Genomic DNA, 12,266 nt, shown 5'->3' with positions numbered 1-12,266 from the left:
GTTTATTATATCTCATTCATTTTTGTTTGTCAAGAACTTTTTTATTTATTTTTTCAAGTCCTTTCCAAACTCCTCCGCCGCTCTTTGCGACAGCCATATTAGATTATCACATCTGCTATCTTTTTGTCAAGCACTTTTTTCTTTTTGATCTCCCGATCTTTCTTCCAGCGCTCGCCGTTTTTCGACAGCTCCGTTATCATATCATCCTCCCCTCCTTCTGTCAACGCTTTTTTTCCACAACTTTTCCACATTTTCAACTTACTTTTGGGGATTTATGGGGATAACTCGACCTTATTATTTTTTGTCTTTATAAATATAGTGCACATCTGACATTTTTCCACATTTTTCTCCCATATTTAGTGGGAAACCCAAAATAGGAATGTGGAAAACTAAAATCAGAAGATTTTGACTTTCTTTTAAGGCCATCGTATAATTTATAAAAAGAAAGTGATTCCATTGGCATATCCGCAAACTGTTTTCAACAAATCATCCTATAAAATAGGAAGGAGCTGATTTTTATGGAAGAAAACACGACTTATAAAAAATTTGTATATTTAATTTTAAAGCTACTTTTCATGTTACTTCTTCTTGGCGCCTTGTTCTATTTCTGGCAAAACATGCCGCTTGCTGTTTTGCTTTCTTTTAGCATTGGCGTTGTTGCTATTAGTTGCAGTTTTGTTGTTGAATTTTTCGGTTTCGACCAAAAAACGGCTAAATTATACACCGTTTCCCTGGTTGTTTCTTACATTGCTGTTTTTATCATTCCAATTTGGAGGAGTCCCGCCGGAAGATTTGGCCGTACTCTCGTGGCGCTTGCTGCTCTTTATGCGTTTACTATAGGTAATAAGAAATACTGGAAAGAGGTTTGGCCATATTTACATTCTTCCAAATGATAGTCGGATAAAAACTTCTATATTTACACAATTCACCGTACACCAGGCTTTCTGATGTACGGTGGGGTTTTATTGATCATGAAGTTTTCTGGTTTTGGTTCATTTGTGTACCATCCAAAGACGCAAGATTCCGGTTTCCCTTTTCTTTACTTTTCTCCAAATATTTTATCTTCCGCATCCTTTGCAAATTTTTCTCTGCTTTTTGCAGTACGTTCATTAGTGCCTGGATTTTGCCGTGTCAGCTCAAGCACCTTTTCGTAGTCTTTGTCCGCCATGGCTTTTGCCGTCTCAAAAAAGTCCCATCCATCGTTTCTTCCTCCTCTTTTCTTTCTCTCACAAACACTTCTACTCTCCAAAAGCTTTCGCATTCCCTGCTGATCCCTCATCCCTTCCAGGCAGATCAACTCCCACTGCTTGTAATAAGTCTCCCATTTTGGCGGCCGCCGGATCGTTCCGATCAGCGCAAGCGCCTCCTCGTACGCCTCCTGGTCGCAGAGAGCTGCCACTGCATAGGACTGAATTATATGGGCCATACTCTGAAACTTTCCATCTGATACCTCATAATACAAAATCAATGCTGTAAGTATATCCTGACTCTTTCGTCCATTCAATGCTAACATCAGTTCTTTTGATACGCCAGCAAACGAAAGTCCCCGGATTCCAAGAAGGAGTAAAACCCCTGCGCAAAACACCGGCAAAAGAAAACTTCCGATTCCAATCCGCACACAAACAACCGCCATTGCCATAATCCATAGATTTCCTGCACAGAACATCCAGCTAAATGTCCTTGCTTTTCCTTTTATCATATCCTGGGTAAAGGATTTTGCCATTTTGGAATAATTGAGACAGCCCTTTGTCTCCAGTTTTTTTGTCAATGACAAAAGCATCTTTCTGTACTCCATTTCCGTCATATTTCCGCCCATACGCATCCGAAAAACACATACAGCAGTCAGCGCACAAGTCACCGCTGCACACACAAAGCAAAGTCCCAGAAGAGAAAATTTGTCCGCAAACCGGCACAAATACAAGGAAATTCCTGTTCCAAAGACTCCGCTAAACACCATATTTGCCGCTACTTTACTTTGTTTCAGACTCCAGAATTTTCCAAAATCCTCCCCCCTGTCATCCTGTTTTCTTCCTATTTGATATGCACACCTGACATAGAGAAGAGCAAAAGAGACTGCCGGGGCCAAATGCAACACTGCCTGCTTTTTATCGCCATACCGAAACAAAAGGACACCGCTGTCATAGAAAAATCCTGCTGCTACAATGGCAAGTACGATGCTGGCTGCTACCTGAATGATCGTTTTCTTCATTATCCTATCCTCCTACTATCCTGTTTCCACCGGGCTGTCAAAAATTTCCCCTTTAAAAGTAAAACTTTTTCCATCTGTTGATTCATACAATGCCTTCACAAGCTCACCGTTCCTTGCATAATCCCCGTCATCGCCCTGACCTACAACCATGTAAATCTTGCCATCTTTCTGGTACATCTTCTCCACCTCATCAAATGGATTGAATCCAAGGTCGTCAACAATCGTATCCGGAACCGGATATTCCACATTCGTGAACGTTTTTCCGCCATCCACTGTCAGGAAAAAACTTCCTTCCTGATTTTTCTTTGCCACATATCCGGTATTGTCGTCCGCCCAATAGACTACAGTGAAATTAGATGCTGGGACATCGTCAAACTCCACTTTTGTCCACGTCCGCATATCGCTGCTCTTCATGATCGTGTAGTAATCCGATCCTCCGGCCCTGTCCACAGCAAAGGAGACAAAACAAGTATGCTCTGTCTTGGAAACAAAACTGTTTGCTGCAAAACCTTGAAAGATTTCGGATTCCTTCCACGTCTTTCCCATATCCTCGCTGTATAGGAGAATTGCTTTGGAATCTTCATAAGCAAGAAAAGCAGTAAATTCCGGAGTAACTACATAGCTGTTGTCCGGCAGCCATTCCCTGTAGATGCTGTTTGACTGCGCACACACTTTCTCATATCCTTCCGGCACTTCCACAAACTTTTCCCCACCATCATAGGTCACGTAAAGTTTCTCATCCCGAATCATGTATGTACACTGCTCCTCTGACATTGCATAATGTTCTGTCTTCGGTGTCCTGATCTCTTCCTGCATTTCGGGCGTGCGCAACTGATATTGTACCGGGCGCAGCTTTTCTTTGATGACCCACTCTCCGTTTTCTCTCTCCCACCGCAAGACCATCTGCCCAATATACCCGTCCTTTGTCCCTGCAAGTTCCAGTGCACTGATGATCTGCTGGTTTGCACTTTCCAAAGTGACAAGATAATCAATCTGTACATATCCATCCAGGTCCAAATCTGTCACTGAGATCTCTTCTATATCGAACACCCGGTAACCATACGGCACCTTCCAGCCTTTCGCCTCTTTTTCATAGGATTTTAGCCATTCTTTTGCCAGGCTTTCCAATCCCCTTCCATCCACATCCTCCATATCTTCCATGGCATGGCTGTTGGTTCCAAATCCTACAATCTTTGGCGGTATGTAAAAATGCCATGCCACTTCTTTGATTCCGCCCACAGCTGCCACCGCAAAGATAAGACCGCCAAGAATCAGCAGTATTCGTTTCATGTCATCACCCTTTCCTCACTTCAACTTTTATTTTATTGTACTACAAACGTAGTATAAAAGACAAGTGCACATAAAACACCAGAAATCCTACAAAGTTTCTTGTGTCTCCTACAACCCTACTCTTCTTCCAGCCACATCACCCGTCCCCGCATTTTACATATTACATCCGTTTTTTGTTTTTCACAGTTGTTTTAAATTTTCATCACACTTCTTTCACATAATAGGAATATAGTAATAATCAGATAAAGGATAAAACCTTTTTCAATATATTCTTTTTCATATTTTCCTCCGGGACTGCATTTGGGCAGTCCCTTTTGTTATAATTAGAAAACTTTCTGCTTTTTATTGACCTTATAAATTCTTTCTTTTATAATTATTACATCAGTAAGATTTAGGAGTGATAAGTAATGAAAAAGCAAGTGCAGATTTCTGTCTCAGAATATGAAGTGATGAAGATCATATGGGAAGAGTTTCCCATCAGCACCAATGAAATCTGTAAAAAAGTCCCGGAAGAACACAATTGGAGCGATAAGACTGTGCACACACTTCTTTCCCGCCTGACAGCAAAAGGCGCTATTGACTATGAGCAAAAGGGACGGATGTACTATTATCATCCCCTTATCTCCCAGGAAGAATATCTATCCTTGGAAAATCATCTGTTTTTGAAACGTTTTTATGGCGGCGAGGCAGCTCCCATGCTTTCCTCTCTCCTCTCAAACGCACAGCTTACAGAGGATGATGTCAAAAATTTGTATACGTTATTGTCCACCAAAATGAATGGCGGTGAAAAACCTTGATATCTCCATTTTCTTTTCTTCTCTGTAATTTATTTATCACGATATTGCTTGCAGTATTTTTATTGTTGAAACATTGCTGCAAAAAACATTTGACGGCAAAAAGCAGCTACCAGTTCTGGTACGTTTTTGCCTTTGTACTTTTGCTGCCTTTTATCCCATACAGATTTTCAGCCCCTACCCAGTTTCTTTACAACCTTAAGCAGTTATTTGGTTCCCATGCCAAACATATCACCTCTTCCCTCCCTGCAGAGGGTTCCACAAATACCTTTTCATCTCCCCTTGGCCTGTCCGATTATTCTCAGAAGATCGGCAATTCCAGAATGGAGATGTGGAATTGGATCTTTCTGACAATCTGGGGAATCGGCTGCATTGCCACATGCACCTATTTTTTATACCATATTTTTAAAATATATATGGTAAGAAAGGCATCCGTTGAAATTACAAAAGAAAACGAACCGGATTTGTACGAAACCTACACCTCATGTATGCAAAAACTGAAGATTCGGCGCCAAGTTTCCCTTTACGCCAGCTGTACACTCTCAAGTCCTGTTTCCTATGGTATCCTGTGGCCAAAAATCATCATTCCACAGGACATGGATATCCTGCTTTCTAAGGAGGAGGTTTCTTTCATCTTTCTCCATGAATTACAGCACTATAAAAGAAAGGATGCCATTTTCAATGTGCTCTCCTGTCTCTTTAAGATTTTATATTGGTTCAATCCATTTATCTGGTATGCTTTTTCTCTGTCACAAAAAGACCGTGAAGTTGCCTGTGACCATTGCGTGCTCGACACCATCGGAAAGGAAAATTGTGTAAAATACGGATATACTCTTATCCACTATATTGAAAAGATGCAGACAGGACAATTGCTGTCACCGCTCTCCCATTTGGGCGGCAGGAAACATTTGATGTTATGTAGGATCAAAGAGATTGCCGGTTACCGGATAGATGGCCGGAGGAAAAAGCTGGCAAGTATTGGATTTTTGCTGCTTGCATGCGTACTTGTCTACTTTACAAGTCCGTTTCTCAATGTAGCTGCATCTCAAAGTCCTTCCTACCGGTTTTCTTATGAAAATATAGAAACTTTAGATCTGGAATCTTATTTCCAGGGCACAAAAGGTTCTTTTGTCCTGTACGATGTTTCGGCAAATAAATATCAGATATACAACAAAGATCTGAGTACCAGGCGGGTTTCCCCGGACTCCACGTTCAAAATATACAGCGGACTTTTTGCCCTGGAAGAAGGTATCATTGACCCTGCCTCTTCCACACAGAAATGGGATAACACGGTATATACTTTTGAGAGCTGGAACCAGGATCAGACATTGTATGACGCTATGAAAAACTCAGTCAACTGGTACTTCCAGAACCTGGACCTCCAGATGGGCTATTCCAAACTGTACTCTTATTATAATCAGATTTCGTACGGAAATTGTGATCTGTCAGGCGGACTTACAGACTACTGGGCTGAATCTTCTCTGAAGATTTCCCCGGTTGAGCAGGTTATCCTGCTTGCAAATCTCCTGGAGAACAAATGGGATCTTGAGACTGAAAATCTTTTGGCCATGAAAAAGGCTATATACGTCACCGATATTTCAAACGGACACCTGTACGGAAAGACCGGCACCGGACTTGTAGGAGAAAAAAATGTAAATGGATGGTTTGTAGGCTTTCTGGAGCGAGAGGGAAAATACTATTGCTTTGCCACAAACCTTCAGGATTCTGAGATTGCAAACGGGAACGTGGCATCTCAGATTACTGTGGATATTTTAAATAGCATACTATGAAATCACCCTGTGATTTATACTGACCTTGGAACCAAAAAAGCCAGCTCTGTTGAAACAGAGCTGGCTACTATGTACTTCTTGAATTATGTCATTTCAATGAAACACTTTGCTTATATCTGATGACATGCAACCCAATGTCCGGGTGCCACTTCTTTCATTTTTGGTCCTTCATTTCTGCATTGATTTGAAACATATGGACAACGGTCCGCAAACCGACACCGGTCTTCTCCCATATGAGAAGAGGATTCACCGCTCAACAGAATTTTTTTTCGTCCCATCTCAAGATCCGGATCCGGGATCGGCACTGCCGACATCAGAGCTTTTGTGTACGGATGCAACGGATGCCCATACACTTCTTCGGATCCTCCCATTTCCACGATTTTTCCAAGATACATCACTGCAATTCTATCGCAGAAATGTTTGACAACCGCCAAATCATGTGCAATAAACAAATAGGTCAAACCCATTTTTTCCTGCAGCTCCATCAAAAGATTCATAATCTGTGCCTGTATGGAGACATCCAGCGCAGAAATGGGTTCGTCACACAGCAAAAATTCCGGCTGTACTGCCAAAGCTCTGGCAATCCCTATTCTCTGTCTTTGTCCTCCTGAAAATTCTTTGATATTCCGGTATGCATATGATGGATGCAGTCCAACCTTTTGCAGCATGTCCAAAACAATCTCCTGCTCTTCATTCCGATTTGCTGCTATGTTGTGAATTCGTATGCCTTCTGCAATCAAACGATGTACCTTCATTTTCGGATCCAGAGAAGTATAGGGATCCTGAAATACCATCTGTACTCTTTTTGTGAGATCTTTTCTCTCTTTTCCTTTCATCTGTGCAATTTCTTTTCCATTAAACAATGTGGATCCGGACGTCTTTTCATACAGACCGATACTTGTCCTTCCGCATGTTGTCTTCCCGCATCCTGATTCTCCGACCAGCCCTAATGTCTCCCCTTTTCTCACAGAAAATGAAACATCATGAACCGCTTTTAATACGGAATGTCTGCCCATACGAAAAAATTTACTCAGATTTCTAACTTCTAAAATTACGTTTTCTCCCTTCATTCCTGATTGCATAAATTCCCTCCTGTCTGAAATTTGCAGTCACTGATATCTGCATCCGGATCATGCAGCCAGCATGTCGCAAAATGTCCATCTTCGAATTCATACTTGGGCGGACATTCTTCTATACAAATCTGCATACAATATCTGCATCTTGCTGCAAATGGACAGCCTTTCAGAATATCTCCCGCCTCCGGCGGCATTCCGTCTATCGCCTCCAGCCTTCTTCCATGACTGCCATTCAGACTCGGTACTGCTTTGAGCAAACTGTATGTATAAGGATGCCTTGTTCTGTAATAAATATCCCTGCTATTTCCAATTTCCACAATCTGGCCGGCGTACATCACAGCCATTCGGTCTGCTATGCCGGCAACCACTCCCAAGTCATGTGTGATCAATAGCAATGACATCCTGTTCTTTTCTTTTAGCGATTTCATTAATTCCATGATCTGCGCCTGAATTGTCACATCAAGTGCTGTGGTCGGTTCGTCCGCAATGAGAAGGCGCGGCTGACAGATCATAGCCATTGCGATCATACTCCTCTGCCGCATTCCTCCCGAAAATTCATGAGGATACTGCTCTGCCCGAATCTCCGGTTGAGGAATTCCTGCCATTCTGAGAGCTGCTATAGCCTGTTCCTTTGCTGCCTTTCTGGAAATTTTCTGATGTACCCGCAGATTTTCTGCAATCTGATCTCCGATTTTTACAGTCGGATTAAGGGCTGCCATAGCATCCTGAAAGATCATCCCACACTCCTGTCCACAGTATTCTTTCCACCTCTTTTTCGAATATGTAAGGATATTTTCCCCTTGATATAAAATTTCACTTTTCTCTGCAATACTTCCATCTTTTTCCGGAATCAATCCAAGAAGCGATTTCGCAGTCACAGATTTTCCGCATCCGGATTCCCCTACGAGGGCAAGCGCTTCTCCTTCATATATATCAAAAGAAACATCTCGAACAGCTTTAAAAGCGCCATGAAAATCCTGAAACGAAATTTCTAAATTCTTGATCTCCACTAATTTGTTCATTTTCCCCTTACTCCTATCCTCTTTCAAAAGTTTTCCTCAAAACATCTCCCAGGACATGAAAGCTCAGTACAGTGAGCAGAATGAAGATTCCCGGAAATACAGCTAAATAGGGTCTGTCCAGAACATGTGCCTGTGCTCCCTGCAGCATATTTCCCCATGATGACATCGGCAGCTGTACTCCAAAACCAAGAAAGCTTAAAGAAGATTCTGTAAGAATTGCGTTGGCAATGCTGATGCTTGCCGCAACAATAACCGTTGGAATCATATTAGGGATAATGTGAAACCATATGATATTTCTCTTCTTTTCACCCAGGCATCTGGATGCCAGGATAAAATCCCTTTCCTTTAAAGACATAGTCTCCGCCCTCACAATTCTTGCCACTCCCATCCATGCAAAGATACTGATAATAAAGACCATGGTAAATAGTCCAGGGGCAATAAATGCATTTAATATAATCAACAGTAAAAAACTGGGTATTGACATCATAATATCTACAATACGCATCATTATCACATCCACAATCCCCCCAGCAAAGCCGCTGATCGTTCCCCAAACAGTTCCAAAAATAATTGTGACCAGCATGGAAAAGAATCCCACCTGAAGCGAAACCCTTCCCCCATACAATGCTCTTGTAAAATAATCTCTTCCCAGATTATCTGTTCCAAACAGGTGTCCGTTTCCCGGGGGCTGAAGTTTATGCACAACATCCATTTTATCCGGATCATACGGCGACAGCGGAGCCAGGAGTACTGCCACAAAAATGACCATCAAAAAGATGACTGCAGCAATGGCCAATTTATTTGCTTTGATTTCCAGAACAAAGGAGTGCAGAAAACTCTTCTGCTGATACTCTGTCCGTTGTAGTTCGGGCTGATAATTGATTCTTACAAATTTATCTTTTCTGCTATCCATTCTTTTTTTGTACCTCCCGCTTAATCCTTGGATCTACTACACTGTACAATACATCTGCAATAAAATTTCCGATCAACAGCATCAGACAGGTAAGCATTGTCACCCCCATGACCATTGTATAATCTCTGGATGTAATTGCGGACATTCCAAGTGTTCCCATCCCCGGCCATCCGAAAATGGATTCAATGATAATAGATCCAGTTACCAGGTTGGCAAGATTCATACCTGCCAGTGTGATCACCGGAAGCAGACAATTTTTCAGTATATGTTTTGTCAATATTCCAAAAGTGCCGACTCCTTTTGCCTTTGCGGTTATGACATATTCCTCTTTGAGTTCTCTTACAACATTGGAACGGATATATCTGGTAAACACTGCTGTATTGTATACACTCAATACAATCGCCGGCATGATCATATGACAGACCTGATCCCAGAATGAATCCACCCCAACCGTGCGCATTCCGCTATTGGGAAGAAGTTTCAGTTTCAGTGTAAAAATAACGATCATCATCATTGCAAACCAGAAACTTGGGATAGAAATCCCAATATATGAAAAAAGACTGATCCCCTTATCAACTCTGGACTCCTGACGGTATCCGGATATCAATCCCAATGGTACGGCACAGACAAGAGAAAGCACGAACGAAACCCCCATCAGTTTCAGCGTTGCCGGAAGTTTTTCCATGATCTGGTCAGCCACAGACTGATGATTGACAAGTGAATTCCCCAGATTCCCATGCAGAACATTCTTCAGCCACCCCAGATACTGCTCCCCCAGGCTTGCATTGAGTCCAAGTGATTCCCTGATTTCTTCTATCTGCTGTATATTCATTTCTGGCTTGATGTACATATTTGCAGGATCTCCCGGAGCAAAATAGACGATCATAAACGAAATGACAGACACGATAAACAAAACCGGAATCATCTGAAGGATTCGTTTTCCAATCATTCTAAACATTTTTTTCCTCCAAAAAAGAGGATGCCGCAGAATTTTTTCACCTGCACCATCCCCTACTTTTTTATTCTGCTTCTTTATAAATCTTAGAGTAATCTACAAACAACGGAATCAGATGTACTGCATCCAGTCCCTGATATCCCTCTTTTGCGGCAAGAATGATATTCGTACTTCCTACCATGTACATTGCGTGGATATCCTTGATTTCCTGTGCAATATCCTCATATATCTGCTGGCGCTTTTCAGGATCACTTTCTACAACGCCCTGTGACCATAATTCTTCCAGTTTGTCGGAGGTGACCATATTATATGAACTTGCGCTGAACATTCCTCTGTTACCATCAGGATCTCCGTTAGATGCATATCCATTTACCGCAATATCGTATCCTGTATTCTTTCCGTCATATTCAAAAAGCTCATTGAAGAATGAGTTGGAATCATATCCTTGGATTTCTGATTCCACTCCCACTTCTTTTAACTGCTGCTGAACAATGAGCGCAATGTCCTCAAAATTAGCCCTGTCTGAATTGTAAATAATTTTTAATGTCTTACTATCCAATCCAGTCTCTTTGATCAATTGTTTTGCTTTATCAAGATCCTGCTCATAACCTGTTACCTTGTCAGAATAGTATAATGTAGCGGTTGTCATTACATTTTGTGCCTTTTCTGCCACTGCACTTCCACCGTATGCTCCCTCTACCAGCTCATCCTGATTCAAAGCCGCGCAAATTGCCTCACGAACTTTATCGTCTTTCATGTTATCACTCAGTGCATTGAATGCAAGATAATGATTTCTTCCCTCCGGAAAGGTAAACATCTGTACCCCGTCCATCTTGGAATACTTATCATAATCTGTCTGGTTACGAACAGTCAGCACATCCAGTTCCCCTGATTCAAAGCTGACCGCCTGGTTTGCCTGATCTGGTATAATTTTGAACACAAGTGTTTTAATTCCCGGTTTTTCGCCATAATATTCCTCATTACGCTCTAAAACAAGGCTTTCCCCTTTATTCCATTCCTTCACTTTATAAGGACCTGTTCCGACTCCTTTCTCATTTGCTGCACAGTTTAAAACATCAGGTGCATCTTTATATAAATGAGATGGAATCAACTGCATCATTCCAAACATAGCGGCATAAGATGCAGATGGCTCCTGCAGCGACAATTTAACTGTCAAATCATCCACTTTTTCAATAGCAACATCTTTGCCATTGGAGGCTGTATAATAGGAATCCAATCCCTGCTCTTTTCTGACATTGAAATTCCATACAATTTCATCTGCATCAATTGTCTCTCCGTCATGATATTTCAGTCCCTCTTTTAATTTTACAGTCAATTCTTTATTGTCAGCAGACATCTCATATGATTCAGCCAAATAATATTGGGTTCCGCCCCCATGTACACGATACAACATATCAAAAATCGGGAGCACCATTTCCTGCGCATCTGCAGAGTTCTGGCCAATTGGAATAATGGCTGAAATATCTGCACTTTCTGCTCTGGTCATAGTTGCGTTTTCATCTCTCTCACCTTTTGTTGACTCTGTCTTCGGTTTCGTATCATTTTGTGACTTTTCCTGATTTCCGCTACATCCTGCCAACAACGTACTTATTACCAATGCCCCTGCCAATACAAGGGAAATTATTTTTTTCCTATTCATCTCTCTTCCTACCTTATTCATTTTTTTGAGCTGTCGACATACTCACAAACCTTTTATGTTATATCAGAAAAACTCCCTTGTGTAAATTTATATTTTACATCACTTTATTGTTTTTTCAAATAATTTTATACAAATTGTCTATATGAATCATCATAGATTCTTTTAATATTATAAAATCTCTTTTATCTGTCATCTGCTAAACTCTACTCAATGCACTGTTGCAAAATAACAACTCTCTCATCCACACCTCTGTGTTACCCCGGAGGACTTTATTTTATAGAAAAAGGAATTAAAAAAAGCACCGTAAATACGATGCTTTCTAAACAGGGGATGAGAGAATCGAACTCCCGCCAAAAGTTTTGGAGACTCCTATGATACCATTTCACCAATCCCCTATATTACTTACCCTACCAATATATCATTTTTTTTAATATTTGTCAATATATTTTTCATGCACCTTCAAAACCACATACAAGGGATAGTTCCTTTCTCTCCATCCATTTCCCACTTCTTCCAGCTCTCCTTGGTTATGCCCTCGACCGATTAGTAACAGTCAG

The 12,266-nt window shown here is 41.4% G+C and carries 10 protein-coding genes and 1 tRNA gene; 3 read left to right on the top strand and 8 right to left on the bottom strand.

Annotated elements, in window-relative coordinates:
• The first annotated feature begins 518 nt into the window (after nucleotides 1–518).
• On the top strand, nucleotides 519–893 hold the full coding sequence (locus tag B5F18_RS12010; protein WP_087157884.1) for a hypothetical protein: 375 nt from the start codon (nucleotides 519–521) through the stop codon (nucleotides 891–893).
• A 146-nt stretch (nucleotides 894–1,039) separates the two neighbouring features.
• On the opposite strand, the gene B5F18_RS12005 is transcribed toward B5F18_RS12010, so the two are convergent.
• Nucleotides 1,040–2,209, bottom strand: a complete 1,170-nt coding sequence (locus tag B5F18_RS12005) for a hypothetical protein (RefSeq protein WP_087157883.1) — start codon at nucleotides 2,207–2,209, stop codon at nucleotides 1,040–1,042.
• A 15-nt stretch (nucleotides 2,210–2,224) separates the two neighbouring features.
• Nucleotides 2,225–3,499: a WD40/YVTN/BNR-like repeat-containing protein gene (locus B5F18_RS12000; RefSeq protein WP_087157882.1), complete on the bottom strand. Its 1,275-nt coding sequence runs from the start codon at nucleotides 3,497–3,499 to the stop codon at nucleotides 2,225–2,227.
• A 407-nt stretch (nucleotides 3,500–3,906) separates the two neighbouring features.
• Here B5F18_RS12000 and B5F18_RS11995 point away from each other — a divergent pair, with 407 nt between their 5' ends.
• Nucleotides 3,907–4,296 (top strand): BlaI/MecI/CopY family transcriptional regulator, encoded by a 390-nt coding sequence (locus tag B5F18_RS11995; RefSeq protein WP_087157881.1) that lies wholly within the window; start codon nucleotides 3,907–3,909, stop codon nucleotides 4,294–4,296.
• Nucleotides 4,293–6,083 (top strand): BlaR1 family beta-lactam sensor/signal transducer, encoded by a 1,791-nt coding sequence (locus B5F18_RS11990; RefSeq protein WP_242955867.1) that lies wholly within the window; start codon nucleotides 4,293–4,295, stop codon nucleotides 6,081–6,083. The genes B5F18_RS11995 and B5F18_RS11990 overlap by 4 nt, the downstream gene beginning before the upstream one ends.
• A gap of 110 nt (nucleotides 6,084–6,193) precedes the next feature.
• On the opposite strand, the gene B5F18_RS11985 is transcribed toward B5F18_RS11990, so the two are convergent.
• The 6 genes from B5F18_RS11985 to B5F18_RS11960 form a co-directional block, all read right to left on the bottom strand.
• Complete coding sequence (locus B5F18_RS11985; protein ID WP_087157885.1) at nucleotides 6,194–7,153, bottom strand: ABC transporter ATP-binding protein; 960 nt, start codon at nucleotides 7,151–7,153, stop codon at nucleotides 6,194–6,196.
• Nucleotides 7,150–8,181: an ABC transporter ATP-binding protein gene (locus tag B5F18_RS11980; protein WP_087157880.1), complete on the bottom strand. Its 1,032-nt coding sequence runs from the start codon at nucleotides 8,179–8,181 to the stop codon at nucleotides 7,150–7,152. Before B5F18_RS11980 ends, B5F18_RS11985 begins: the two co-directional genes overlap by 4 nt.
• A 13-nt stretch (nucleotides 8,182–8,194) precedes the next feature.
• Nucleotides 8,195–9,094, bottom strand: coding sequence for an ABC transporter permease (locus B5F18_RS11975; RefSeq protein WP_087157879.1), 900 nt, complete (start codon nucleotides 9,092–9,094; stop codon nucleotides 8,195–8,197).
• Complete coding sequence (locus B5F18_RS11970) at nucleotides 9,087–10,052, bottom strand: ABC transporter permease (RefSeq protein ID WP_087157878.1); 966 nt, start codon at nucleotides 10,050–10,052, stop codon at nucleotides 9,087–9,089. The genes B5F18_RS11975 and B5F18_RS11970 overlap by 8 nt, the downstream gene beginning before the upstream one ends.
• A gap of 61 nt (nucleotides 10,053–10,113) precedes the next feature.
• Nucleotides 10,114–11,709, bottom strand: coding sequence for an ABC transporter substrate-binding protein (locus B5F18_RS11965; RefSeq protein ID WP_162607596.1), 1,596 nt, complete (start codon nucleotides 11,707–11,709; stop codon nucleotides 10,114–10,116).
• A gap of 324 nt (nucleotides 11,710–12,033) precedes the next feature.
• A tRNA-Trp gene (locus B5F18_RS11960) sits at nucleotides 12,034–12,104 on the bottom strand.
• Between the last annotated feature and the right edge of the window lie 162 nt (nucleotides 12,105–12,266).

Origin of the sequence: Lachnoclostridium sp. An181 (assembly GCF_002160325.1) — a bacterium.
In the GTDB taxonomy this organism is placed as follows: domain Bacteria; phylum Bacillota; class Clostridia; order Lachnospirales; family Lachnospiraceae; genus An181.
Note: the sequence above shows the minus strand (reverse complement) of the source record. Positions and strands in the feature narration are given on the sequence as shown.

What these genes read in the sequence shown, in the direction of transcription:
- B5F18_RS11965 (WP_162607596.1), bottom strand. Translation starts at nt 11,709, where the DNA reads ATGAATAGGAAAAAAATAATTTCCCTTGTATTGGCAGGGGCATTGGTA.
- B5F18_RS11995 (WP_087157881.1), top strand. Translation starts at nt 3,907, where the DNA reads ATGAAAAAGCAAGTGCAGATTTCTGTCTCAGAATATGAAGTGATGAAG.
- B5F18_RS12005 (WP_087157883.1), bottom strand. Translation starts at nt 2,209, where the DNA reads ATGAAGAAAACGATCATTCAGGTAGCAGCCAGCATCGTACTTGCCATT.
- B5F18_RS11985 (WP_087157885.1), bottom strand. Translation starts at nt 7,153, where the DNA reads ATGAAGGGAGAAAACGTAATTTTAGAAGTTAGAAATCTGAGTAAATTT.
- B5F18_RS12000 (WP_087157882.1), bottom strand. Translation starts at nt 3,499, where the DNA reads ATGAAACGAATACTGCTGATTCTTGGCGGTCTTATCTTTGCGGTGGCA.
- B5F18_RS11970 (WP_087157878.1), bottom strand. Translation starts at nt 10,052, where the DNA reads ATGTTTAGAATGATTGGAAAACGAATCCTTCAGATGATTCCGGTTTTG.
- B5F18_RS11975 (WP_087157879.1), bottom strand. Translation starts at nt 9,094, where the DNA reads ATGGATAGCAGAAAAGATAAATTTGTAAGAATCAATTATCAGCCCGAA.
- B5F18_RS11980 (WP_087157880.1), bottom strand. Translation starts at nt 8,181, where the DNA reads ATGAACAAATTAGTGGAGATCAAGAATTTAGAAATTTCGTTTCAGGAT.
- B5F18_RS12010 (WP_087157884.1), top strand. Translation starts at nt 519, where the DNA reads ATGGAAGAAAACACGACTTATAAAAAATTTGTATATTTAATTTTAAAG.